Here is a 25,226-nt window from a genome sequence, read left to right on the forward strand (position 1 = left end):
ATTGTTCCACGTGGAACACAAAAAATGGAACCAGGACTATATTTCGAACTTATACGCCAGGAATCAGAAAAAATAGGATTTCTGATAGAAAAGGATGCCATTGAAAAGTTTGAAACGTATTTGCTGGAGTTAATTAAATGGAACAAAAAAGTTAATCTGACAGGGCATAGGGATGAACGGTCCATCATTGCCAATCTGTTTATCGATTCCCTTGCATTTCACAAAGCCATAAAAAGTTTCTCAGCTTGTTCAGTCTTGGATATTGGAACAGGCGCAGGGTTTCCTGGCCTACCGTTAAATATTTCAGAGCCAAAACTTTCGGTTACATTGGTTGAGCCTAATTTAAAAAAAGTCTCATTTCTGCACCACATTATTGGGACATTAGGTTTGAAAAACGTCGAGGTTCTAGCGACGCGAATCGAAGATATTCAAAAATATGAATATGTTCCAAGGGCCTATCAAGGGGTTATTTTAAAAGCATTGCGATTGGATATCTGTTTACCTTATGTTAGGCCTTTATTGGACGAGAATGGAATGATTGTAGTGAGTCGTGCGAAATCATCAGGTAAAGAAGTTGGAGTAAGAGGCATTACCATTCATGAAAGAATTCCCTATCGATTGCCATTTGGTTTTGGTGAACGTGAATTGATGATTCTTTCTCCTACATGTACATAGCCAATGTTCCACGTGGAACATTCAATAATCCCATTTAAAATTATCAATTATTTCAATGGCTAAGATTATCGCCATAGCGAACCAAAAGGGAGGAGTTGGGAAAACAACTACCTCAGTAAATCTAGCTGCGGCTTTGGCGATTTCGAAGAAATCAGTATTACTCATAGACCTCGATCCTCAGGCCAATGCCACAAGTGGTCTTGGTGTTGAAGATAAAAATCTTGCCATTTACGATTGTTTGATTAAAAAAACCCCGACGAAAGAAGCCATTGTAGAAACATTAGTCACAGGTTTGCACCTGCTCCCCTCAGGATCTGACCTCGTCGGTGCAGAAATTGAATTAGCAGAAGTTTCTGGGAGAGAGCATACCCTAAAAAATGTTGTTGGTGAAATCAGTAATCAGTATGATTTCATCCTACTTGATTGCCCGCCAGCCCTAGGTCTGTTGACCGTCAATGCCTTAGCCGCAGCGAATTCAGTACTCATTCCTGTGCAATGCGAGTATTATGCGATGGAAGGATTAGGCCGGCTTATTCAAAATATTGATCGTGTGCGAAATTCCTTTAATCCCCAGTTGGAGCTAGAGGGAATTTTGTTAACCATGTGGGACGCTAGATTAACCCTTTCCAAACAGGTTTCTGAGGAAGTCAGAAAGTTTTTTGGACAAAAAGTTTATCAAACCATGATTCCAAGAAATGTGGCATTGGCTGAGGCACCAAGTTACGGTAGGCCTGGTCTATTGTACAATGCGTCGTCCTCTGGTTCGAAAGCCTATATGGATATGTCTAAGGAGCTGTTAGTAAATGGAGAAGAAGGCCTTAGGTAAAGGGCTTGGCGCGTTATTGCCTAGCCATGAACAGGGTGTTTCCGGGTCAGATCAGGTTTTACAGAAAGTTTCTGTTACCCAAATTTTCCCAAATCAGTTTCAGCCAAGAAAAAAGTTTTCTCAAGAAGCACTAGAAAGCTTAGCCGAATCAATCAGGCAAAATGGAATTCTTCAGCCATTGTTGGTGCGAAGAAAGGGTGACGGAATTTTCGAACTCATTGCAGGAGAAAGGCGATTTCGGGCGGCTAAATTAGCCAACCTGTCTACAGTGCCAGTCATTGTTCGTAATTCCAAGGATGATGAATCTACGATATTGGCCCTAGTTGAAAATATCCAACGTCAAGATTTGAACCCTATGGAAGAAGCCAGGGCCTTTACTCAACTCATTGAGGAATTTGGTTTGACACAGGAAATGGTTGCCGAGCAAGTAGGGCGTGAGCGGTCCTCGGTTGCTAATATATTAAGGCTAGTATCATTACCTACGGAAATACAACAGTTAATTGAATCAGAACAATTAACGCTGGGCCACGCAAAGGTCATTTTGGGCCTGGGAGATGCGAAAACGAAAATTTATATGGCCTCTAAAATTGTTCGTGACCAACTTTCTGTTCGTGATGTCGAGCGAATGATCAAGAAAGATCAAGCCGGTTTGAAAAAAAACGCTAGGGCAAAGGGGCCCGCGGGTTCTCAACAACGCTTTCCTAATGTGCAAGAGCAGCTCCGCAAACATCTTGGAACCAAAGTTGTCATTCATCCCAAGAAGCGCGGAGGAGAGTTGACAGTGGCCTACTATTCGGACGAGGATCTTACTCGAATTGTGGACGTGATTTTATCCTGAAAATTAAGTAGGCTAGGCAGGGTGAGTGTTTCACATTTCAATCGGAAAAAATCAACTTTTTTAAACACCTAATATTAATAAAGGGGGGACTTCCATGTTTGGAAGGAATAGTGATGCTGAAAATAGTTCTGGAACATCTGGAGGGTCTTCTTCCTCCGAATCTCGGCGAGGGCAAACGGGTCATGAAGGGGTGTTGAACCAAAGCCATGACGTGAGTGCATTTGTCGGGGAGGGCGTCGAATTTAAAGGAGTGATTAATTATCAGGGAACCGTTCGTATTGATGGGCAATTAGAAGGAGAGATCCACACGGAAGGTGTCCTCATCGTTGGCCAGGGCGCCGTCATTGATGCCAAGGTGGAAGCCGGCACCATTATCTGCCAAGGACGGATCGTCGGCGATATTTTAGCAAGAGATAAAATTCAACTGATGTCCCCTGCCGTTCTTAATGGCTCTTTGAAAACTCCTTCCTTGTCAATGGAAGAAGGGGTCTTGTTCAACGGAACATGTGAAATGGGGCCTGTCGGAAAGAAGAGTTCAAGCTATAGCAGCGATAGCTTGAAAGCGGTGTGACCACCGGTATTCAAGAATCAATATTGAGACAACCCAGGCCATGGACAAAGGTATTCTTAGGGATAGGTAAAAACTCCTGAAGACGGACCTTTACCAAACGTAAAGGCGAAGGAGGCAGGTATGTGGGGCGATAAAGACGAGAAAAAAAAGAAGGAAACGATCTTTGAAGAAGACCATTACACCTTCTTAGGAAAAGGTGTCGATTTTAAAGGCAAAGCTAACTTTGATGGAACGGTAAGGGTCGATGGTCATTTCGAGGGTGAAATAACCACAGCGGATACCTTGATCATTGGTGAGCATGCCGTGATCAAAGGGTCGATTATTGGTGGCGTGATTGTGTCCGGAGGAAAAGTCGAGGGCAACATTGTCGCATCAAAGAAAGTTCAACTTCTCAAGCCTGCCGTGTTAATTGGAGATGTGCAATCTCCCTCGTTTTCCATGGAAGAAGGCGTGTTATTTCAAGGAGTCTGTGACATGGGAATCAGTCACCTAGACGATTTGGAACCTTCAACAACCTTGGAAAATGTTCATGATCTCAACGCTCACCGCGATCATAAACTCCGTTCTCAGGAAGCCTAAATAGGGATGTCTCGACCAACCGTTCTTTTAGGAATGAGTGGCGGCGTGGATAGCTCTGTGGCCGCCCTACTTCTGACCGAAGAAGGGTACGATGTTCGTGGCGTCACCCTTCAAGTGTGGGAGCAGGAAGATGAAACTGTGGCCGTTACCAAAAAATGGGAGGAGCGGGGTTGTTGTAAGGTTGGGCTAGCCCGGCACGTCGCGAAACAACTCAACATTCCGCATGAAGTGGTGGATACCCGAGAAGCCTTCCAAAAGGGGGTCATCGACGATTTTGTCTCAGGGTATCTTTCTGGGGAAACCCCCAATCCTTGCGTTCGGTGCAATGAGCGAGTGAAGTTCGGAAAGTTATACCACCTTGCCCAAGCCCGTGGGGTCGATTTTGTTGCGACAGGCCATTATGCTCGCATTAAGCCAATCGAAAAAGGCTATGGTCTTTTCAAAGGCCTCGATCCCAAAAAAGACCAATCCTATTTTCTGTATCGTCTTTCTTCATCTTGGCTACACAATATTCTCTTTCCTTTGGGCCATCTTCACAAGACTGAAGTGTGGAAACGTGCGGAAGATATGGGGCTTCCGGTTGAAGAATTACAGGAAAGCCAAGAAATTTGTTTTGTCACGCAGGGGGATTATCGGGAGTTTTTGAAAATTGAGGCTCCACAAGCCACATGCCCAGGGCCTTTTGTGGATCAAGAGGGTCAATATCTCGGAGAACATCGTGGAATTGCTTTCTATACTCCAGGGCAACGCAAGGGCCTTGGGCTCGCAACTGGGGAGCGGTTATACGTTCAACATGTCGACCCCCAAACCAATACCGTGACTGTTGGGAAAGAGGATGCATTACAACAAGAAGCATGCCTTGTCGGTGATCTGAATTGGCTGGAGGAGAAAGTTCCGGAAGGAACTCGGTCCGTTGCGGTTAAATATCGCTATGCATCTCAGGTGGTGCCGGGAACGCTCATTTCCAGGTCAAATGGGATGTTTGACGTCAAATTTGATACTTCGCAGAAAGCGCTGAGCCCAGGACAATCTGCCGTCTTCTATGACGGTGACCAAGTCCTAGGAGGGGGAATTATTCAACGCACTTCTAATAATTCCAGAAGTCTTCCTTTATTGCCCAAAACCAGCCAACCCAATGCAGCTGGTCGTGTGTCCTGACTAACTTCTAAGTCCTTGACCTGGTTGACACTCAGGGGTTCACATGATACCGTGCTGCGTTTTTTTGTACTTGCGCTGAGCGCAAGCGCTTATGTTCCGCCTTCATCATAATCGCGACTGAACCATGACGAAAAATACTGTTGCACGCCGCTATGCGCAGGCGTTATTTCGATTCATTGACAAAGGAAGTTTGGAAAGTGCCCAAGCCGGAATTCAAGATCTGGCTCGCGCATTTGAAGAGTCTACTTCCCTTAAACATGTGATGGCCTCTCCAGTATTTACCTTGGAAGAAAAGTCGTCGGTGCTCACGGCTTGTAGTGAACGAGCAGGGTGTCCACCAGCTTTAGGAAAGTTTTGCGAACTTTTATTGAAAAAAAATCGTGTCGGATTCTTGCCGGAAATTGCGGAAGCGTTTCGAGATTTAATGGATCAAGAGCGCGGAAAACAGCAAGTCATCGTCACCTCGGCTAATAATATTGATACTGCCGGGAGGGAAGACCTCCAATTAAAATTACAAGGATTGCTGAATAAACCGGTGGACGTGTCATTTCATGAAGATCCTTCGTTGTTGGCAGGCATTCAAATCAGAATTGGAAGCAAAGTCTATGATAGTACCATCAAGGGCCAACTTCAAAAGATGCGGGCTCAACTGGTAAAGGGGTAAGGCATGCAGATCAAGGCAGAGGAAATTAGTTCGATCATTCAGGAAAAGATTAAAGGCTTCGAGCAACGCGTCGATGTCACTGAAACCGGCTATGTCATTCAAGTGGGAGACGGCATTGCCAAGGTTTATGGCTTAGAAGGAGCCATGGCCGGTGAGTTGTTAGAGTTTACCGGAAATATTTTTGGCGTGGCGTTGAATCTTGAAGAAGATAGTGTCGGTGCCGTGATCATGGGATCCGACACGGGGATTAAGGAAGGTGATCCGGTCAAACGCACGGGCCGCATCGCCGAGGTGCCAGTTGGCGATGCCTTGGTGGGACGTGTGGTGGATGCCATTGGCCAGCCAATCGATGGAAAAGGTCCGATTAATTCTACAGAGACTCGACTCGTGGAAGTTCGGGCTCCTGGAGTCGTGGAGCGTCAATCTGTCGGTGAACCGTTGCAGACCGGACTGAAAGCCATTGATGCCATGATCCCAATTGGCCGTGGCCAACGCGAGTTAATCATCGGCGATCGGCAAACCGGAAAGACCGCGATTGCCGTGGATACTATCATCAATCAGAAGGGCCTCAACGTCTTTTGTTTTTATGTGGCCATCGGGCAAAAACGATCAACCGTTGCCCGCGTCGTGAAAACCCTAGAAGATGCCGGTGCCATGGAATACACCACCGTAGTCTCAGCGACAGCCAGTGATGCCGCTCCCCTCCAATTCTTTGCTCCGTACACCGGCGTGACGATGGGGGAATTCTTTCGAGATAACGGCAAGCATGCCTTAATCGTATATGACGATCTTTCCAAGCATGCAGTGGCGTATCGCCAAATGTCGTTGTTGCTTCGGCGCCCACCAGGACGTGAAGCGTTTCCAGGGGATGTGTTCTTTTTACATTCCCGGTTGCTGGAGCGTGCGGCTAAACTCAGTGAAGAAAACGGTTCTGGTAGCCTCACCGCCCTGCCCATAATTGAAACTCAGGCAGGGGACGTATCAGCCTATGTACCAACCAACGTCATTTCCATTACCGATGGACAAATTTATTTAGCCGCGGATTTGTTTTATTCCGGTATTCGCCCAGCGATTAACGTGGGCCTTTCGGTTTCTCGTGTGGGTGGTGCCGCGCAAATCAAAACCATGAAACAAGTAGCAGGGACCCTCCGATTAGATCTTGCCCAATATCGAGAAATGGCGGCGTTTGCCCAATTTGGCAGTGAGTTGGATAAATCCACACAAGCCCAACTCGCGCGTGGTGCCAGAATGGTGGAGCTGTTAAAACAAGAGCAGTACAAACCCATGGCCGTCGCCGATCAGGTGATCTCGATTTACGCTGGAGTCAATGGGTTTATTGATGATGTTCCGACAAACAAAGTTCGGGAATTTGAGTCTAGCTTATTGGAATACATCAAAGAAAAGCATCCGCAGATACGAGAAGAAGTTGTCACCAAGAAAAAAATCGATGATGAGTTTGGTGGTCAGCTCAAGCAGATCATCGCTGATTTTAAAAAGACTAAAAAATTCTAAAGTGTAAGAAGTAACCACTTCGATTTATGGCAAGTTTACAAGACCTCAGACGGAAAATTTCTTCCGTCAAAAATACACAAAAGATTACCAAGGCGATGAAAATGGTCGCGGCGGCAAAACTCAAGCGCGCGCAGGACCGGATTATGTCAGCCCGTCCCTATGCCCATAAACTTCGCGGAGTCGTTGCCAATCTTGGCGAACATGCCAGCCGGACATCCCATCCCCTGCTTCATAAGCGGACCGGGAACAAAACAGAGTTGTTAGTCATCACTAGCGATCGAGGCCTCTGTGGGGCGTTCAATACTAACATTCTTCGTCGGGCCGTGGAGTTTCTTCACGAACGGAGTAAAGCCGGTGAACAGGTCTCGGTGAGTGTAGTAGGGCGAAAAAGCGTAGATTTTTTTAGGCGACGGACCTGGACTATTCGGCAAGAATGGCCTGGGGTATTTGATCGCCTGACATACGAACATGCCTTGGACATTGGTCAAAATATCATTCAGCAATATAACGAAGGCACGTTTGATCAACTTTACGTGGTCTACAATGAATTTAAATCCGTCATGCAGCAACGGGTCTTGGTTGAAAAGTTTCTTCCTATTGAAGCGCTGGAAGATGAATCATCCGAACAGCCGGCGGCAGAAGGGCCAAAGGGGTCATACCTCTACGAACCAGACGAGCATGAACTGTTAGAAGTTCTATTGCCCAAACATTTTGAAGTCCAAACCTTTCGGGTGTTGTTGGAGTCAGCCGCAGCGGAACAGGCCGCGCGAATGACGGCCATGGATGGTGCCACAAGAAACGCCGGGGAACTCATTAAGAAAGTGACGTTGTTCTATAATAAAACCCGACAGGCAGCGATTACCAAGGAATTAATGGATATCGTCGGTGGTGCGGAAGCATTAAAGTAAGCCGAACCATTTCAATGGAATGTTGACACACAACGCGGTCGCGAAATTCGGCCTAACTCAGGACATGGGTTTGCAACGGTCCTGCAGAAAAGGAGTCATCAGGTGAGTACGGAAACCGGAAAAGTCATCCAAGTCATTGGTCCAGTGGTGGACATTGAATTCCCGCCAGGGAAACTGCCCAACATTTATAATGCCGTGAAAATTCAACAACCGGCGAATGAACAAACCGGGCAGGGTGCCACGGAATTGACCCTCGAGGTAGCCCAACATTTGGGAGAAAATCGCGTCCGTGCAGTGGCGATGTCTTCCACAGATGGTTTGGTGCGGGGAATAGATGTGACTGATACTGGGGCTCCGATTTCCGTTCCGGTGGGCAAAGAAACCTTAGGCCGGGTCGTGAATGTGTTGGGCGATCCAGTTGATGGGTACGGTCCCATTCAAACCCAAAAACGCTGGTCCATTCACCGTGATGCTCCGTCGTTAGAAGACCAAGAAACCAAAACTGAGGTGTTGGAAACCGGAATTAAAGTCGTCGATTTGTTGGAGCCCTATTCCAAAGGTGGAAAAGTCGGTCTGTTCGGCGGTGCCGGGGTGGGCAAAACCGTCATCATCATGGAGCTCATCAATAACATCGCCTTGCATCACGGCGGGTTTTCAGTGTTCGCCGGCGTGGGAGAACGAACCCGCGAAGGAAACGACCTGTGGCATGAAATGCAAGACTCCAAGGTTATTGATCCAAAAGATTTTACTAAGTCTAAAGCTGCGTTGGTCTATGGCCAGATGAACGAGCCACCAGGCGCTCGCTTGCGGGTCGGTCTGACGGGACTCACCATTGCCGAATACTTCCGCGACCAAGAAGGGCAGGACGTGCTCTTGTTCGTCGATAACATTTTCCGATTTACCCAAGCCGGATCAGAGGTGTCGGCGTTGTTAGGCCGGATGCCTTCAGCAGTGGGCTATCAACCCACATTGGGAACGGAAATGGGTACCCTGCAAGAACGGATTACGTCGACCAAAAAAGGGTCCATTACCTCAGTGCAGGCCATTTACGTGCCTGCCGACGATCTTACCGACCCAGCGCCGGCTACGGCCTTTGCACATTTGGATGCGACTACGGTGTTATCACGGAGCTTAGCCGAGTTGGGTATTTACCCGGCGGTGGATCCCTTGGACTCTACTTCAAGAATTTTAGATCCACATATTTTGGGCGAAGAACATTACTCTGTCGTCCAGCAAGTGCAAGGGACACTTCAACGGTATAAAGACCTGCAAGATATCATTGCGATTTTGGGGATGGATGAATTGTCGGAGGAAGACAAGCAGTTGGTGGCCCGGGCACGGAAACTTCAACGGTTCTTGTCTCAGCCCTTCCATGTGGCGGAAGCGTTCACGGGTTCTCCTGGAAAATATGTCAAACTGAAAGATACCGTGCGAAGTTTCAAAGAAATTGTCGAAGGCAAGCATGATGACCTGCCGGAACAAGCCTTCTACATGGTGGGCGCAATCGAAGAAGCCATCGAAAAAGCCGAAAAGTTAGGACACAAAAGATAATGGCAACCTCGACCGAAGCTACGCAATCCGGGAAGATTTTGTTAGAAGTTGTGACCCCGGATAAACTGCTTCTAAGCGAAGAAGTTGATCAGGTCTCGGCCCCGGGAACCGAAGGTGATTTTGGCGTGTTGCCTGGCCATTGTCATTTTCTTTCAACCCTTCGCATTGGCGAACTGAATTATCGCATTGGCGAGAAAACGCAATTCATGTCGGTGTTGTGGGGATTCGCGGAAGTCACCTCAACGAAGGTGACCATCCTCGCGGAGATTGCGGAGAAGGCCGAAGATATCGACGTAGAAAGGGCCAAAGAGGCTGTCGCCAAAGCCGAGGCGCATTTAGAGCGTGGAGGTCTCCCCTCTGAAGTTGAAGAAGCCAAAGTCAGCCTGGAAAAAGCTCGCCTTCGACAAAAAGTGGCGGAGCGGCTGCAAAAGCAGGGTCGTTCTTAATTGAGAAAGTCCTGCGTGAAGTATGTTCCGTAAAGCGAAAAAAGTGAGTTCTTTCCGGATCACGCAAAATTCAACACCCATCACGGTATCCTAAAACCTTCCATGCCGCATGTTGAAACGCGGACGGAAATCCTCGTCACAGCCGGAGAGAGTTCTAAGCGATTAGATCACTTTCTGGCGAATCACGATCCAGACTTTTCCCGCACCATTTTGCAGCGCCTCATTCTCGATGGGCAAATCACCATCGATGGTCAAACCGTAAAGCCCAGCCATAAGATCAAACCGGGGGATCGAATCATCCTGATTGTTCCCCGCCCGGAACCACTAGACATTCAGCCAGAACCCATTCCCCTTGAAATTTTGTATGAAGATGATTCACTGTTAGTCCTCAATAAACAGGCGGACTTGGTGGTACACCCTGCGCCGGGGAACTGGTCTGGAACCCTAGTTAATGCATTGCTGTATCATCTCCAGACTGAAACTGGCTCGCTGTCAAACATCGGCGGAAAAGAACGCCCAGGGCTGGTGCATCGATTGGATAAAAACACCACTGGCGTCATGGTTGTGGCGAAACATGACCAGGCGCATGCAAATTTAGCCTCGCAGTTTAAACGGCATTCAATCACCCGCGTATATGAGGCGTTAATTTTGGGCGTCCCCAAAAAACATGAAGGGACCATTGAATTGGCCATTGGGCGTGATACCAAGGAACGCAAAAAATTTTCCGCCAATACCGCAAGACCAAAGGCCTCGGCCACAGTCTATCGAGTGACCGAACGGTTTGGTAGAATCGCCTCAACCGTGGATTTATTCCCACAAACAGGGCGAACTCATCAATTGCGTGTGCATCTGGCATCCATCAGTTGCCCAATTCTTGGAGATCCTACGTATGGTGGAAAACGGGTGTCATCTTTAGAAGATATTCACATTCCTCGGGTGATGCTCCATGCGAAAGTGTTAGGCTTTGTGCATCCCATGACTCAAGAAGAAATGATCTTTTCAGCGCCTATGCCGGTTGATATGAAAGAGACTATTCAGCTGATTCGTACACGAATCAGTCCCGTGACCACACAACAAAGAGAGGGAAAGAAGTCGTGAGTCGTGAGAAAGGATTAGCCGCTGACCAAGTTTTGGATACATTGGGAGAACTCGTGGCGGCCTTGGCCGCTTTTGCAGCAAAAGTCCCGGCCCAATCGTTTATGGTAAATCAGAGCATGCGCCCTACGGAAGAAACGATTGAGGCTTACGAGAATACGGTGTACAGATTTCGTGATCGGGCCGGATCTACCTTTCGTGTGTTGAACAGGTTTTTTATTGATTCACTCGAAGCCTTTGAAGCCGGAAGGGTATATGATGCGGTTCCACCTCTGCTCCTCGCTGTGGAACAACTTGTGGAACTTCATAAAGAAGAAAAAGTGAAATACACTGATCAACAACAAAACCGCATTCGGGAATTCCATTTGCGATTGGAAAAAATTCTTCCTGAAAAGAACAAGCCCGAAGTCGATCTCCCCACACCCGAATCCTATTGAGGACCTGTTGAAAAGGCCCGCCAGCGGCCTTCTTGGTCCTTGGCCGTGCTCACGTACTTCATGTACCCTCCGGTCGCCAAATGACCTTCGGCCTTGCTGGACGAACTTTTTGAACTGGTCCTTAGGCAAAATTAGTTTGTACGGTGCAAAGGCGATCACCAGTTCAGCGCAGTTGACAGGACCACCAAAATAAGTGAAAAAGAACGACAGCCGCGCCTGTGGCTCAATGGATAGAGCATCGGTCTTCGGAACCGAGGGTTGGGGGTTCGAGTCCCTCCAGGCGCCCCACGTCCTAAGCTGGTCGAACACCCATTAACGATAACCAATACTTACTCGATTCAATGGGCTCAGACAACGACAAATCTCAAAGAGCTGGCGCGCTTGAGATGGACGGAAAACTGGCCGGTCAAGCGGCTGGCAGAGCATTTCGGCAAAAGCCCGGAGACCATTCAGTGGCATTTGGGGCGGATGAAAAGGGGCTAGGTGGTCTTTTTTGATCTCTGTCAGCCGCCGTTGAAGCCGGGGAAATCTTTGCCGCATGCATCCCTGGGCAAATCTACCCATAGGCCAAAAGGAAAATCGCCTTCTCGGAGGATGAAGAAACCAAGGGATCAGAAAGACAGGATTCAAAGTCGCTGTCGGATGTTATTAGAACCGGAAACTTGCTTTTAGAAAACAGGTTCACGATCATCGCATCTGCTCCCCGGAGGCCCTGATCTCCCATCAATTGAACTAGATCATTCCATCGCAAAGGGCTGTGAAACAAATCTGAAACTCCATCTTCCATGACTTCCACAAAATTGAGACCGAGATCTTCTTCAAGCAATGTCCATTCATTGACCAGCATGGAGCCGACAAACTTTTTGCAGAAGTCCCTCCAGTCATCGACACCATAGGCTTGTTCCACGTTCTGCCGAAGTTTTTTAAGGCGGCGTTCATCGATTTTGAAAGAGTGATTCTGTCTTCGCGCAGCCGTGTCCTTATCCCGGATGTCTTTCAATAAACCATAGATCGGCTCACGTTGGGATTCACGTTTGAGTACCCCGAAAAGCTGAATGCATCCCTGAGTCACCTGTTTGCGAAAAATCAGATCAATGAATTCCATTCGGCTGATCACGTTGACGTAGAGCGAAGCCCCTTGCTCATGAAGAAAATCGAGAACGTCGTTCGCTTGGTTGAAAAGCCGGTCATCGTCGTAGGCCAGCGCATACAAGAATCCGGTATCGGCGAGATATCTCGGCGGACTGCCGCAACCTTGAAAATGCCGGGCAAGGTCGTCCAAACTCCTCAGAACCTTCATTACGCTTCCAAATCCTTCGGCGCAGGAGGAGGAGACGCCACTTTCTTCTTGTCGTCCCGATTTATCTTATCGACCAGGCCCTGCGGCGGCCATTGCCGGCCTAGCTTTTTTAACTTTTCAGCCCATTTTCTGCCGGCACCTTTTTTAGGAATTCTCGGTTTTTCGCTCATTTTTTCCTCCGATATCTGAATCAGTTATACCATAGGCTTTTTGGTCGTCTAAACACCTAATTTTACTGAGACTTAATGAGCCGCCCGGCAAGTGATTGATCGGCAAAAACGAGTAGAGTATAAGTAGGACAAAAGCCCTTTTGAGTCCAGTCCGGTAACGTAATCCAGCTTATCAGACGGCAATTCCCGCCCGTTTAGCCAGGTTTTCAGCTTTCCCGGCCACCGGGGCTCTATTAAAAAATTATTATTGAGCGCATTCTTCTCGGCCAGCCCGTTAATGTGCAAATTGAACATATTGGATTTATAGCCGAAGACTTGTTTAAAAGGGGATCGAACCACATGATTCCCTGCACGCTCTCGCCATTGATTCTTATCGTCAACACTATATGAGCTTAAATTCCAGTCCTTTACCTCGATTATCGCGACCCCTGCCCCTCTCCGCATCAAGATGATGTCTGGCATGTCACCATTCAGAAACGGCTGGAAGAAGATCTCGTAATCGTCTGAGAGCCGCTGGGCCAAGGACGTGGCAAGTGCTATCTCGCCAGGCGTTGGAGGCACCTTGAGCCGTTCAATGTTTTCGAGACATGGAAAAATTTTAGCCATCAAGGTTTCCCTTCACCAACGCGGCACAAAGTATCAAAGGCAGCTAACGACCCAAGCTCAGCGACCCGGCGCACGGGACGCGTGGATTGCAAACCACGACGTCATGCCGGGTTCGCTGCAGCGCATGGTTATGCGGCACTTGGTTGTGTACTTCATGGGCCTCTACTTTTCTGCTTACGACCAAAGGCGGCTGGTCGCGGTTACATTTTCCTTTCGTGATTATGAGGCGAAACTTTCTATTCAAGGCTTTCGGATGGATCTTCCTTTACCTTTTTCAGCCACGATGAATTCCAGCCATCGAACACCTTCAGTCTTACTAGGGTTCCAATGGGAATGAGTGGTGCCGGCCGGAACGAGTAGGCTGTCACCGGGTTTTAGGGTAATGGGTTCCTTGCCCTCCTGCTGGAAAACTGGTGTCCCAGAAACTACATAGAAGGTGACCGCCGCCGGATGAAAATGGCGACGGTTGACACCACCTGGCTCGTACTTCACATCTATGACTGTGAAGTCCAGATTCGCTGTGCCGTCCACTCCGCGTACTATGAGATCCGTAGGTGTTACCCCAGATTTTTGTGGGATGTCTTTCGGATCTTGTGCGTGAGCTACAGACGCAGCTAGAGCCGCCCCGAATAAGATGAGTTTAGTTAGTCTGTTCATTTTCAATCTCCATTTCGATGAGTGCCGCATAACAGTTTATTAAACGACACCTGTCGCAAAAGCTGGTGCCGCTTTATTTTTAGTTTGATAAGGTCAAAAACTAATGCTTTTTTACCTATTAAACAAGCACTTACTTATTTTTATTAACAAAGAATCTATCAGGAGAAGCGGCACTTGTCGCTTTTCCTGAAATTTACCTTACCTTCTTTGGTTTTATTTTTCCCTTATTTTTCAATACCTTGTATTAACTACGGTTCAAATAATCCCGGAGTTTTTGCGACTGTCGCCGTTTATATTGCTGTCACATTATTTATTGATTTTTTATGTTATTTTAATTACTGTACATATAACCAGCATGGAGTGCTTATGAATATTTACCGTCACGATGACACCCCGATTCCCCTAAATTCTAAACCCGTCAAGTTTCTGGACCGTTACCGCACTTGGTTAAGGCTCAACGGTTATGCCTGGCAAACCGAAAAGCACTACATTATGTGGGTTGCCAAATTTATTCGTTTTCATGGTATGAAGCATCCCGAAACCTTGGGGTCAGAGGATATCGCTGCTTTTCTCTCTGAAAAGACGCTCCAGGAGCATTGGTCACCAAGCACCCAAAAAACCGCCCTGAATGCCCTCGCCAATGTTTATACCAAGTTTTTAGGCATGGATATTGGCACCCTTCATTTTCGATATGCGGCGCCTGGAGGGACTCGAACCCCCAACCCTCGGTTCCGAAGACCCAACCGATCACGATAAGACTAAGAATGATTGAGTAGGATAGAGTATTCCAATCTCCGTATCAACACAAGCGTTTCGCTCCTTTTATGTGTGAACAAGTGTGATCCTGGTGGATTCAGAATTGGGAGTATAACTGGGAGTGAACCGGGAGTAAAACTGGGAGTGGATTGGGTCCCTGCGCCGAACTTGAAAGAAGGCGACCCCATGGGGGGACTTTTAGGGAAACCTTGTATACCTTGCCATTGAATAACATCCCCTCGATGAGTGGATTTCGACAGAAACCGTAGTGGGGAATAAAGATATTTTAGCAAGCCTATTTCCGGAGATTTAAGGTGATGTGCTTACTTATTTTTTCCCCATTCCGCAGCAGCAAAACGTCAACTCCTTTGCCAGCATACTTTTCTACCACTTTGGGCAACGTAGAACGGTCAATTATTTCAATTTCCCCAATCTGCCTGATAATATCCCCCCTTAAAACATCTGCATTAAATGCAGGTGAACCTTTGACCACCACCACCACCACAACTCCCTTATTACTCTCAATGAGTTGGCGTTCTTCCTCTTTAAGATCTCTAATTTTAACACCAAATACTGGCTCCTTACCCTTCACCCAAAAGGTTGCCGTGTAATCATAACGACGCACGTTATATGGAATGTAGGTTGTTTGCGTCCCCGTAGTTTGGGTAGTTGCTGTACCTGAGTAGCTGCCGGATCCACCAGAGCCAAAAACATTTCCGGATAAATTTGTCGTTTGGGTTTGCGTATTGGGCAAGCTAAGTGGCAAGGATCCAGAGAGTGTCTCTGTATATTCTGAATGCAATACAACAACCTCTGCGCCAACGGCTTTCCCTTGCTCCAATGCCTGGGATTCATCAATCTTGGCGGCATTGAAACGTGAATGTCCGATTAAATCATAGCCTTCTTCTCGCATGGCTAGAGTTTTACTTTCAAAGTCACCTCCACGAATTAGGGTTGGCTCAACCACAGAAGATTTGGGGGGTGCCGAAAGTGCTTTTAGATCAGCACCACCCGTATTATCATAATAAAATTTCGCAAAGGGATTGGGGGCGCACGCAGAGAGCAAGAGGATGGAAGCAATAAGAAAGAACCTCATAGGCTGCTCCTTTAGTCATCCATTATTGAATAGAACAGTTCAAAATAGTTTTCCCAGAAAATCCAAGCAGATAAAGCTTTTCAAAATCCAAGTTAAACCCTGAGACAATCTCATTGAGCATTTTATCTAGCACTGGAAAAGTTTCATTATCATCAAAGCGAAAACCTATATAATCATCGAATGTGATAACAAGCATGTATGATTTTCCATATTGCCTATTGGATTTTCCCTCAACACATTTTCTTATTAACTCACAAGTTTTTTTCCTGGTATCATTTACGCTAACCGCTTCATCCTTTACCTGAATTTTATGCCCCCTTTTTTCTGATCCTTCATAGCGCAAGTCACCTACTAAATTTACATGCCCATGTTCAAGAAAGTATTTCATTCGCAGGTAATCATCTTTCCCATCAACTGCTCTCGTAAATTCAACCTTTAACTCTTTTGGGGGCGTGTAGGACTTGTCAAGGATCGTAGCATCATAATTATCATTGTCCAAATTTGGTATACATGCGACATCTTTCCTATTTCCATATAAATTCATAGCTAGTTGACACAAAGGGAGGATTTCTTCAAAGAAGGGTTTGGCTAGCCCCTTCTTTAGAAGAGCTTGTTCTTTTAATTCTGGAGTTTTTGAAAACTCACTTATCTTTTCGTCAATCCAAGATTGGAGCTCTCTCGGACTTCTCGAAGCAATTAAGTCTTCTTGATTTAGAATGCTAGGCATTTACTTTCTAAAAATACCTTAGTGTCGGAATTTGGAAGCAGAAGACTGTAACTCATCAGGAAAAAACGGAACAACAAAGAGAAATCGTAGTGACCGATCATGCTTGAGTCTGAACAAAGTTACCTATTGGGGCTTTACAGGCAATTTTGGATCGCTTGTTTTCCTCAACTCTTACATTCCTTTCCCTCTGTTCTATTTGCCCCGACTGGACTGGGAAAGACCCATGAAAGGTGGACTGCTTAAGAGCATAATGGATTTTCACAATAGCGATTGCCACACAAAACGGTATCGGTCAAGAAGGCGCATTCAAATCAATGTTAATATCCGCGTTTAAATTCAGCCCTGCGGAATTCAAAAAATCCCTGATAAAAATGTTATGTAATGACCTAAATTCTTCTTTTGGCCCAATTGGATAACGTGGGAAGATAGTCGTACCTTGGGGTAAATTCTGACTCACGGAATCAAAATAGCCAAAATTAATAAGACCTCCCAATTGGCAGTTCTTGGCGTCAATCTCAATGTCAAATGCAAATTCTAGGGACTCCGAACCCAATAAAGCCCGATACTTTTCAACCTGAAACAGGACATTCGCAAATAGGGACCAAGCCCAGGAAGCCGCTAAATGGAAAGGTTGAAAATACTCATCCTTTTTCCTTAGATGGGTGAGTTCGATCATCCCATCTGAATATGTTTCAAAAGAAACTAAACAATGATCGGTCCCTCCCACACCACGTGTGCCCCTTAAGATGGGTCGGTAACTGTGAAGGTGAAATGGAATACACAAAGGATATGTGCCTAAATCACCTACGCTAGCATTGAAGGATTTTAATTCTGGACGAATTTCTTCTCGATTATGGACCCGATCAACGTTTACTGGATGCAACGGTAACGCCGTTCCCCTGATCCCGAACGCTTGTTCAGAGGCACTTGAAAAAATTTTGAAATTCTCAGAGAAGAGAAGTTGGCGATCCTTGAGCCTATTGTCCACAGTCGTCAAAGCACGATTTAGCTGTAAGGTAAGATCCTGAATTTCCCGCATCGTTAGTTTCTCGGATCGGTCGGCCCTTCTCACGTAACATTCTTTAGTGCTTTTATGGCGGTGAGGGCCTAACCAAGACCTCTCTACCCTAATAACTACCACGCCGGAACCGTCTTTTTCAGTTGCAACACCAGCACATTCTATTATGGGAATCTGAGGTTCGATACAATCTCTGCATTGTTTTCTGATACGATCCGCAAGATCATGACAATCCCGTAGGGCAAAAATTTCTTTTGCTCGTGCGGGATGATCACGGGATTCAGCAACCCCCAAAAAAACCGTTCCTCCATAGGAATTCCCAAAGGCAATGACTTCCTCTAGGATCACATCTCTAGCATATTCGCTAATATTCCCTTTACCCGATTGCCATGGATCTGAGGTTCCTTTTTTCGTTGGAAGTTGTCCCTTAAATTCAATCCCCTCTCCTTCCTGAATCTCATCCTTAATTATTTGGTCAACGTCTTCTTTGGTGAATTGGTTAGCTCGTTTATCTACCATTTCTTCAAAATACCCTATAAAGTTTAAAACTCAAACAGATATAGCTTTTATGGCTTGCCTGTATCTCGTGCTTCATTGGTTCTTGTACTACATTAATTTTACGCTGGTGTTATTCTAAAATTGTATAAAAACCTCGATTAATCTTGCATAATGGCCCTGTCGGGATTTTCAAACTCTTCCCGTAATTTCCGCCTGAATAGTTCCAGTTTTTCCTTTTGCTTCACAGGGGATAGTTTCTGAAATCGCGGGTCTCGTTTAAACTTCTCTTCCTCTAGTTGAAGGCTGCCTGTTAAAGGAGATGAAGGCTCTCCACTATTAGATCCTCCTTGCTCTATCCCCCCTCTATCGACTAAACCATCCAAGAATTGGGAAAAGGCTTTTAAATTGTCAGAAAGTGACATGCCTAACTCTTGTACTCGCTTGGCTTGGAGCACACCTTGTCTCAACTTAACATCGAATATCCTAAGCAATGACATGGCATGAGAATTGGCTGGTCCAGATTCCTTAATTGATTCATCATCAGTAAGAGTCCGTAACCACTTTCCATAGGAGTCATACAGGATCATATGATTGTTCATTATAGTGGGAACCTTCTCATACAAGACGTTATATTTCTTGCATTCAGCCAGATCCCCTATTACTTCAGCTTCTTCAAATTTCGTCATCTCTGCTTCGCACCTATCTAACTGATGAATATGTTCGTTTAGAATGTCACTAACCTTTCTGAATTCCTGCGCATAAAAGCGATCTAAGCTTTGAGGGCCGGTTTCAGCAGAGACATCTAGAGTCAATAAAATTAGGAACGTCCCTAATATAAAAAAATTCACGAGTCTTGGGGTGCCAGAAATACACATAACCCAACTATTCACTTCTTGGCTTGCAATATGACATAGGCCAAACTACACATCACGGTGCCTGCAATTATTTCCATAAAGACTAAAGAAAAATTTATCTTTAGGTTGGCATCTGCTCCCAGTAGTGGGAGGAACCTATAACCCCAAGAAATAGTATGTGTAGTTCCCCTAATGTCTACTTCTTTATAGCAAGGCACGTATAATACCAAAATCAATACCATTCCTAACCACACAATCAACACTTTGGATTTTAATGGCAGATCTTTCCAAGGAATCATATTGCCCAATATGTTATCCCTTATTCTCTGCAAGTGCTTCCAGGGAATCCACTCTGCAACCCATGGAACTATAACCCCTGCAAACAGGATGACCATAATGACGAGCCAGATGCCAAATCCATCAGAACTGTAGAAATAATTAAGAGCGAATAAAGATCCGATGCCAATTAGGAAAGCCGTCGCATAAGTTTTCCAATCATCCTTCATCAAACTTGCCATCATTCTTAGTTGAGGGATTTAGAAGAAGTATTCTTTTCAACAATGAATATCCGCAATTTTGACCTTTTTAATAGAGAAAACGCTAGTGAAAGATTTAGGATGAAGAATAGTGATTAAAAAAGAAGGAATAATACTGAAAGATAAACCAAGCTATCATGTTATTCTCGTTCTGTTTTGAGGACAAAGTAAGCATGGAAACGTCATGAATAATATACGCTCATGTCCGTACACCCTTGATGGGATAGATCACAAGATAGGCTTAACCACGGGAATTTGACTACTTGATGCCTTCACACAGGGCACCAAAGACAAACAAAAGAAGAGAAAATATGGTGTCGCTAATGTCCGTTAAGTTTGTTAATTCTGAAAATGAATGTAAATTATTTTCGGATCATATTTAATAAGATTAAATGAGATTGGGATAATCAATTCAATGGTCCATGATGGCATTATATTTGTTCGGTCACTGCTAATATATATAAAAAAGGCTTCAAAGCCTTCCCCGTTTCGGTCTTTAAAAAGAATAAGATATTTTTGCATTAGCCATTAAGACATCATGACGCATTTACGTGAATGACACGATTTGACGCATATCTCTGGTAATTTCGCTATAACCTATAGGCATAATATAAATTACTGAAAATACGTGTCAGAATCCGTCATCTGTCCTAAATACGTCATGACATGCGTGCACTTTCGCGCAACCCAATACCCCACCATCCCCGCCGATTGGCTTTGCGATCATCAATCAAGCCTCGTTCTTTCAGACAAAGACCCAGGGCCTTTTGTGATATAGGGTTTTCTCCGTTCTCTACGCACCATTTTTTATACGATTCGTAGAGGCCCTTAGAGGGCACAAAAGATTGGGGCTCTTGAATACAACAATCCGCCAGAAACCCACCCAGTGTATCCATTTCATCACGATAGGATTGAGTGGCGTTTTTCACGTCGTCTGGCATTCCGAGACCATGACTTTGCCACTTTAAACAGCCTTGTATAGCCCAATTCAGAATGCCTTGGTCTTCCTCACTCAATTTCTGCTTTAATTCCTTATCTTGTTCTTCTTCAGGAATTGTCTCTACAAAGGGAATGAGTCGAATCCTCCTCCATATCGCATGATCGGTGCCTTTAATATTGGGTTTATGGTTTGTTGCTAAGAATAATTTTAATGTTGGGGTAAACTCAAAAAATTCCTGGTGCAAGAACCTGGCCGTGATTTTGTCTCCGCCTGTCACTTGCTTTACTAAGGCTTCATCAAGTTTTTTCCCTTCCTGGCATTCCGTGGCCGTGACAAGACGTACCCCAACCAAGCGCGCTAGATCATTCGGAATCGCATTCTGTTTTTTTGCCAAAAACGTGGAGAAATCCGCTTGCTGAGCATAGTCACCCAGGCACGTCCGAATGGTTTCCAAGAAAGTGGATTTTCCGTTGGCCCCCGTACCATAAAGAATGAATAGAATTTGTTCGTTTGCCTGGCCCGTGAGACCATAACCGATCGCTCGTTGTAGGAAGTCCACCAAGTCTTGGCGTTCCTGCATGATCCGACACAGAAAGATTTCCCAAAGAGGGGCTGTGGCGTTAGCATCAAAATCGACGGGAGCCAGCTTGGTGATGAGTTTTCGGCGATCATGAGGAAGGAGTTCACCTGTGCGAAGATCAACCGTGCCATTTCGACAATTCAAAAGCATAGGTTCATTATCAAGCTCTGTCGGAGCGACTGGGATTTTTGCTTCAGACTCTGCCAAATGAATCATCCCCCGAAGTCGAGGGGTGGCTTCAGATTGCAAGGAATGGCGAATAACTTTTTTTCGGTCTTCCTTATCCTCGATTTTCTCAGCCTCATTGACAATTCCGCGAACGGTGGTCTTGGCTAACCGCACAATTTCCTCAGTATCATCCACTATCCATTGCTGCCCATTCCATACGAGCCATTTCTTCCACGGATGGCAATAGCGAATGAAGTCCCCATGAAGGGCAACTAAACGTTCAGCATTGCCATAGTCGGTTAGAGGAAACACTTTGCGAAGCATGATGGTAGGTTCTTCTTGTCGCCTCGTCCACCGTTGCCACCAGCCAGCCAGCTTATGTAATCTTGGATCGTCCAGACTAATTCGTTCCAGTTTGTACCAAACATGGCCCCACAGTGAGCCTTCCCTGACCAACCAATCATCCAGGCCAACTTTTATCCCAGACGTATCAGGCAGTTTGACGAATTGAACATGTGCGCCGCGTTGGATGAGTGCCATCCCCAGGGCAAAAACCCCACCCAAAATGTCAAAGAGTTTGTCTTTGGTCCAAGCATCAGAATCGGGAATAATCTCAACCTGCCGCGCTCTCCATATGAACTGATCTAATTCAGGACAATCCAATCTTTCACCAGAATCTATCTTGACTCGCCAGTTCCAGACCCCACCGATTCCAATGCAGGGCTTGCCATGCTGACAAAAACTGGCCGCCTTTTTTTCTCCCTCCGTTATATAGACAAAGATACTTGGATCACTTGCCGTTAAACGCCAATCCACCAAGGGGGGTAAGTAAAGATGGGGATCGGAGCCAGGCGGTTGATAATATTTGATTGTGTGTCCCTTGGCATCTTTGAGTGGTGGGAATAACTTCAATCGGGAGAAACCATTCCTGTTTCCATCCGGATCCCAATAGGAAATCTCATAGGCACTGGAAACAGCATTATACTTAGAACCCAGTTTTTGTAAGCGATGTGGGTTTACAGATTGAATGGCCAACTGACTAAGGGTTTGATCACTCAAGCCACTTTTTTGCAGATCGGTTAGGTGTTCGGGGTGAAGGTCAGACATCATTGCGTTTACATTTCCCCGGATCTTCCCAAAGGAGTTTTAACCTCGTCTCGCCACCCCGTCTTAATCAATGCTTCAACAGCTTCGATCGGAATGCGAATCAATCGCCCAATTTTTACGCTGGGCACTCTTCTTTCTAAAATGTCCCTCCGCCACGTTGAAGCCTTTCGTCCAGTCAATTCCTCTGCCTCAAAAACGCTGATCAGTTTTTCTGACTTCATGGTTCCTCCTTCTACACTATTGATCGATTTTGGTTGACAGGTATCTCCAATAGGAATATTTTATGTACACTATTATCATTTAGTAAATAGTTACATTATAGGGTACAAAATTGCTGAGGAAACATATAAATCATAGAGGGATTTGGTGGCACGGACCTGTGAGAATAGATCGGGACGTTATATTTCCATGGGACCTTAAGCCTTACAATCCATTTGATTATTACCATCCGTATAAAGCGACCAAGACCCGAAGAACGCGTTCCCTTTATCATCTGTTTGCAGATTTGGACGGCAATGACCCAATGAAATTGAAGGATTTTTGCCAAAAATTCGGGGTCTTGGGAAATCCCCACAAAATATGGATTCCCTTGAACAAGACCGCTTTTGGAAATCAGACATTCTATGACTTTGATCCGGAAATAGAGGATCCTGAGCAAAAAGACACAAGAGGAAGTGTTTTTCCTGATCAAAAACTTTGTTCAACAACAACGCTTTGGGAATTTCAGAGGGAGCAAAATGCAATGAAGGAAACTCTTCAATTCCTGGTCGAATGCGAAAATGCTAAGAACGCACGGACTCGACTGGCGGCAAAAGAAAAAATCTCAATGCGCATTGCTGGGGAACTTACAAAAGTAGTGATGCGTCCTGTTTGGAATAAAAGGGAGATGCGCTGGGTAACCCAGTGGGATAGTTTAACTCTATGCGGCCTAATGTATTTGATGCTTGCATTTGATCTTCAAAGCCCAGGTCGCAACCTTCTTTGTGGGAAATGCGGAAGGTTTTTTCTTGCCGTACATGCCCGTTCTGAATATTGCTCACCCCGATGTCAAAATGCTGCAAAAGTAGCACGTTTTAGAAGAAAGGAGAGAATGCGTCATAGAAAAAGATTAGGCGATAAAGGAAAGGAGTCTTAGTTATGGCAAGGCTTGGAGGCAAAGATAGAGGGATTGTTTTTAAAGATGGGAAGTGGTGGGTTAGGTTGTTCATCAATGGGCGAGAAAAGTGGTTTCGTGCAGAAAATAAAACACAGGCCAAGGCTTTGTATGGACGACTTAGGGCGGATATTCGTGAGGGCAAATATTTTCCTGAGAAATTTGATAAACAGAAAGACATTTCCCTTCGAGCCTGGATTGATCGCTATTTAGAGGGATCGACCAATCGAAACCTTGTCAATGAAAAACGACATGGTCGATTCTGGAAGCTATTGCTGGGAAAAAGAACGCTCGGCCAAATTACCATCGAAGATTGCCGGCGTACTCAAGCCAAAATTCGGGCAAAGGGAAAATGGAAGCCAGCGACGATAAACCGTTATATGGCCTTTCTGCGACGGGTACTTATGGTGGCTTTGAAGGAAGGAAAGATTAGTCAGAATCCCGTGAGCTCCGTAAAGTTTTTCCCCGAAGCCGAAAAGGTGCGTTTTCTTACCGATGAGGAATTACTCAACCTTCGTAAACATTTGGCAGAAGAAGAATGGAAACTGGTGGCTTTTGCTGTGGAAACGGGGATCAGGAGAGAAGAACAATTCCACCTCCGCTGGAACCACATTTCCTTTGAAGCCCAAACCCTCACCATTCCTCTTCCCAAAGGAGGGCGTACCCGGCATGTTCCTTTATCCACCCAAGCCTTAGAAATCCTTCGATCTCTGGATTCCATTCTTAATTCACCGTTTGTGTTTGCCGGCATCAAAGATCCGCTTCAACCTATGGATAGTCGCGCTTTCATGCGCCGAGCGTTTGAACCGGCCCTGCGAAAGGCCGCCATCCAAGGGGCTTCCTGGCATACCTTACGGCACACCACAGCATCACGCCTTGCCATGGCTGGCGTCCCGATACGAACCATTCAGGAAATCCTTGGTCACCGTGACATTGGGACAACCTTGAAGTACACCCATCTTGCCCCAAGCCACCTCAAGGAAGCCATTCAATTGGGCAGTTTAGCCAATTTGGAATCTCGAACTGGGAGTAAAACTGGGAGTGAGGGATTGCAAAGTAGGAAGGATGCTTCACAAGTGGTTGATTTGATGGCGCGCCAGTCTATCCTTTCTCAATCGATATCAAATTAATAAGATCGATTTCCAAACATTTCTCCTGTTTCTAGGCACATCTATCGGAGGTAAGCCCATGAAACGTAGACAGTTCCTAAAACTTTCTCTCATGGGTGGGATACTTGTCAGTTTCAGCGGAGGCGGATGCATGGGGCTGCTGGTAGGAAAGAATAAGGAAGAGCTCACGGTAGACTCTGCGTTAAGAAAACTAGACAAGTTTACTAACACAACGATTGTCCACCTTGGCCAATGGAGTCCATATCAAATTTTTACGCATTGCGCCCAAAGCGTAGAATATTCCATGTCCGGCTACCCTGAACATGATTCTGATCTCTTTAAGAGCACCGTGGGGACACTCGTGTTTTCATATTTTTCTTTACAAGGGAAAATGTCTCATGATTTAACCGCTCCTGTTCCCGGAGCGCCACCTATAGAAATCAAAGAAGATTCGACAAGCGCTTTGGTTCGATTACGGAAAGCTTTAATGGAATTTCAAGATTACCAAGGGAAGCTAGAGCCACATTTTTCGTATGGTGAGTTGTCAAAAGAGGAATTCACCGTAGCCCATGTCATACATTTGAATAACCACTTGGAAGAATTAAAGATCTAGCAACCGCTCCTCCCTTTCTTCCCCTGTCAGTGTTGCATACATTTACCCCATTGGAAAATAAGCCCTTGTAGCGATGGG

At 45.8% G+C, this 25,226-nt stretch carries 28 protein-coding genes and 1 tRNA gene; 18 read left to right on the forward strand and 11 right to left on the reverse strand.

Annotation, left to right across the window (positions count from 1 at the left end; genetic code table 11):
• Positions 1-24: 24 nt before the first annotated feature.
• The 14 genes from rsmG (at position 25) to PPG34_RS11175 (ending at position 11,548) form a co-directional block, all read left to right on the forward strand.
• Positions 25-675, forward strand: a complete 651-nt coding sequence (gene rsmG, locus PPG34_RS11110; protein WP_313833369.1) for a 16S rRNA (guanine(527)-N(7))-methyltransferase RsmG — start codon at positions 25-27, stop codon at positions 673-675.
• Between the two features lie 55 nt (positions 676-730).
• Complete coding sequence (locus tag PPG34_RS11115; protein WP_313833370.1) at positions 731-1,501, forward strand: ParA family protein; 771 nt, start codon at positions 731-733, stop codon at positions 1,499-1,501.
• Positions 1,479-2,339: a ParB/RepB/Spo0J family partition protein gene (locus PPG34_RS11120; RefSeq protein ID WP_313833371.1), complete on the forward strand. Its 861-nt coding sequence runs from the start codon at positions 1,479-1,481 to the stop codon at positions 2,337-2,339. The genes PPG34_RS11115 and PPG34_RS11120 overlap by 23 nt, the downstream gene beginning before the upstream one ends.
• 94 nt (positions 2,340-2,433) lie before the next feature.
• A complete protein-coding gene (locus tag PPG34_RS11125) occupies positions 2,434-2,910 on the forward strand; it encodes a bactofilin family protein (RefSeq protein ID WP_313833372.1) in 477 nt (158 codons plus the stop codon).
• Positions 2,911-3,030: 120 nt separating this feature from the next.
• The gene (locus PPG34_RS11130) at positions 3,031-3,489 is read left to right on the forward strand and encodes a bactofilin family protein (RefSeq protein ID WP_313833373.1); all 459 of its coding nucleotides are present in this window, start codon (positions 3,031-3,033) and stop codon (positions 3,487-3,489) included.
• A gap of 6 nt (positions 3,490-3,495) precedes the next feature.
• Complete coding sequence (mnmA, locus tag PPG34_RS11135; protein WP_313833374.1) at positions 3,496-4,647, forward strand: tRNA 2-thiouridine(34) synthase MnmA; 1,152 nt, start codon at positions 3,496-3,498, stop codon at positions 4,645-4,647.
• A gap of 124 nt (positions 4,648-4,771) precedes the next feature.
• Positions 4,772-5,311: an ATP synthase F1 subunit delta gene (gene atpH / locus PPG34_RS11140; RefSeq protein ID WP_313833375.1), complete on the forward strand. Its 540-nt coding sequence runs from the start codon at positions 4,772-4,774 to the stop codon at positions 5,309-5,311.
• Positions 5,312-5,314: 3 nt separating this feature from the next.
• Entirely contained in the window at positions 5,315-6,823 is a 1,509-nt protein-coding gene (gene atpA, locus PPG34_RS11145) for a F0F1 ATP synthase subunit alpha (RefSeq protein ID WP_313833376.1), read from the forward strand.
• A gap of 26 nt (positions 6,824-6,849) precedes the next feature.
• Positions 6,850-7,731, forward strand: coding sequence for an ATP synthase F1 subunit gamma (atpG, locus tag PPG34_RS11150; protein ID WP_313833377.1), 882 nt, complete (start codon positions 6,850-6,852; stop codon positions 7,729-7,731).
• 102 nt (positions 7,732-7,833) lie between these two features.
• Positions 7,834-9,282, forward strand: a complete 1,449-nt coding sequence (atpD, locus tag PPG34_RS11155) for a F0F1 ATP synthase subunit beta (protein WP_313833378.1) — start codon at positions 7,834-7,836, stop codon at positions 9,280-9,282.
• Complete coding sequence (locus PPG34_RS11160) at positions 9,282-9,728, forward strand: F0F1 ATP synthase subunit epsilon (RefSeq protein WP_313833379.1); 447 nt, start codon at positions 9,282-9,284, stop codon at positions 9,726-9,728. The genes atpD and PPG34_RS11160 overlap by 1 nt, the downstream gene beginning before the upstream one ends.
• 102 nt (positions 9,729-9,830) lie before the next feature.
• Entirely contained in the window at positions 9,831-10,826 is a 996-nt protein-coding gene (locus PPG34_RS11165; RefSeq protein WP_313833380.1) for an RluA family pseudouridine synthase, read from the forward strand.
• Positions 10,823-11,260 (forward strand): hypothetical protein, encoded by a 438-nt coding sequence (locus PPG34_RS11170; RefSeq protein WP_313833381.1) that lies wholly within the window; start codon positions 10,823-10,825, stop codon positions 11,258-11,260. The genes PPG34_RS11165 and PPG34_RS11170 overlap by 4 nt, the downstream gene beginning before the upstream one ends.
• Positions 11,261-11,472: 212 nt before the next feature.
• Positions 11,473-11,548: transfer RNA gene (locus PPG34_RS11175), tRNA-Arg, on the forward strand.
• A 268-nt stretch (positions 11,549-11,816) separates the two neighbouring features.
• On the opposite strand, the gene PPG34_RS11180 is transcribed toward PPG34_RS11175, so the two are convergent.
• The 4 genes from PPG34_RS11180 to PPG34_RS11195 all read right to left on the reverse strand — a co-directional run bounded on the left by PPG34_RS11180 (position 11,817) and on the right by PPG34_RS11195 (position 13,993).
• The gene (locus PPG34_RS11180; RefSeq protein WP_313833383.1) at positions 11,817-12,560 is read right to left on the reverse strand and encodes a hypothetical protein; all 744 of its coding nucleotides are present in this window, start codon (positions 12,558-12,560) and stop codon (positions 11,817-11,819) included.
• Positions 12,560-12,730 (reverse strand): hypothetical protein, encoded by a 171-nt coding sequence (locus PPG34_RS11185; protein WP_313833384.1) that lies wholly within the window; start codon positions 12,728-12,730, stop codon positions 12,560-12,562. Before PPG34_RS11185 ends, PPG34_RS11180 begins: the two co-directional genes overlap by 1 nt.
• A gap of 72 nt (positions 12,731-12,802) precedes the next feature.
• Complete coding sequence (locus PPG34_RS11190) at positions 12,803-13,336, reverse strand: nuclease-related domain-containing protein (RefSeq protein WP_313833385.1); 534 nt, start codon at positions 13,334-13,336, stop codon at positions 12,803-12,805.
• Between the two features lie 240 nt (positions 13,337-13,576).
• Positions 13,577-13,993 carry a cupin domain-containing protein gene (locus PPG34_RS11195; RefSeq protein ID WP_100120406.1) on the reverse strand — a complete coding sequence of 139 codons (417 nt, stop codon included), beginning with the start codon at positions 13,991-13,993 and terminating at the stop codon, positions 13,577-13,579.
• A gap of 174 nt (positions 13,994-14,167) precedes the next feature.
• On the opposite strand from PPG34_RS11195, the gene PPG34_RS11200 reads away from it, so the two are divergent.
• A complete protein-coding gene (locus PPG34_RS11200) occupies positions 14,168-14,749 on the forward strand; it encodes a site-specific integrase (protein WP_313833387.1) in 582 nt (193 codons plus the stop codon).
• A 295-nt stretch (positions 14,750-15,044) separates the two neighbouring features.
• Here PPG34_RS11200 and PPG34_RS11205 read toward each other — a convergent pair whose 3' ends face one another.
• The 7 genes from PPG34_RS11205 to PPG34_RS11235 all read right to left on the reverse strand — a co-directional run bounded on the left by PPG34_RS11205 (position 15,045) and on the right by PPG34_RS11235 (position 22,494).
• A complete protein-coding gene (locus tag PPG34_RS11205) occupies positions 15,045-15,845 on the reverse strand; it encodes a PDZ domain-containing protein (protein ID WP_313833388.1) in 801 nt (266 codons plus the stop codon).
• 22 nt (positions 15,846-15,867) lie between these two features.
• Positions 15,868-16,572 carry a hypothetical protein gene (locus PPG34_RS11210; RefSeq protein WP_313833389.1) on the reverse strand — a complete coding sequence of 235 codons (705 nt, stop codon included), beginning with the start codon at positions 16,570-16,572 and terminating at the stop codon, positions 15,868-15,870.
• A 292-nt stretch (positions 16,573-16,864) separates the two neighbouring features.
• On the reverse strand, positions 16,865-18,109 hold the full coding sequence (locus PPG34_RS11215) for an AlbA family DNA-binding domain-containing protein (RefSeq protein WP_313833390.1): 1,245 nt from the start codon (positions 18,107-18,109) through the stop codon (positions 16,865-16,867).
• 137 nt (positions 18,110-18,246) lie between these two features.
• On the reverse strand, positions 18,247-18,963 hold the full coding sequence (locus PPG34_RS11220) for a hypothetical protein (protein WP_313833391.1): 717 nt from the start codon (positions 18,961-18,963) through the stop codon (positions 18,247-18,249).
• 11 nt (positions 18,964-18,974) lie between these two features.
• Entirely contained in the window at positions 18,975-19,448 is a 474-nt protein-coding gene (locus PPG34_RS11225) for a hypothetical protein (protein WP_313833392.1), read from the reverse strand.
• 689 nt (positions 19,449-20,137) lie between these two features.
• Positions 20,138-22,276 (reverse strand): phage/plasmid primase, P4 family, encoded by a 2,139-nt coding sequence (locus PPG34_RS11230; RefSeq protein WP_313833393.1) that lies wholly within the window; start codon positions 22,274-22,276, stop codon positions 20,138-20,140.
• A gap of 5 nt (positions 22,277-22,281) precedes the next feature.
• Positions 22,282-22,494: a MerR family transcriptional regulator gene (locus PPG34_RS11235; protein ID WP_313833394.1), complete on the reverse strand. Its 213-nt coding sequence runs from the start codon at positions 22,492-22,494 to the stop codon at positions 22,282-22,284.
• Between the two features lie 302 nt (positions 22,495-22,796).
• Between PPG34_RS11235 and PPG34_RS11240 the strand changes: the two genes are divergently transcribed.
• Genes PPG34_RS11240 through PPG34_RS11250 form a run of 3 tightly spaced genes read left to right on the forward strand, consistent with a single transcriptional unit; the run spans position 22,797 to position 25,148 of the window.
• Complete coding sequence (locus PPG34_RS11240; RefSeq protein WP_313833395.1) at positions 22,797-23,408, forward strand: CGNR zinc finger domain-containing protein; 612 nt, start codon at positions 22,797-22,799, stop codon at positions 23,406-23,408.
• Positions 23,409-23,410: 2 nt separating this feature from the next.
• Entirely contained in the window at positions 23,411-24,556 is a 1,146-nt protein-coding gene (locus PPG34_RS11245) for a tyrosine-type recombinase/integrase (protein ID WP_313833396.1), read from the forward strand.
• 58 nt (positions 24,557-24,614) lie between these two features.
• The gene (locus tag PPG34_RS11250) at positions 24,615-25,148 is read left to right on the forward strand and encodes a DUF1569 domain-containing protein (RefSeq protein WP_313833397.1); all 534 of its coding nucleotides are present in this window, start codon (positions 24,615-24,617) and stop codon (positions 25,146-25,148) included.
• Positions 25,149-25,226: the final 78 nt, after the last annotated feature.

The sequence above is a fragment of the Candidatus Nitronereus thalassa genome (genome assembly GCF_032191465.1).
GTDB classification, from domain to species: Bacteria; Nitrospirota; Nitrospiria; order Nitrospirales; family UBA8639; genus Nitronereus; species Nitronereus thalassa.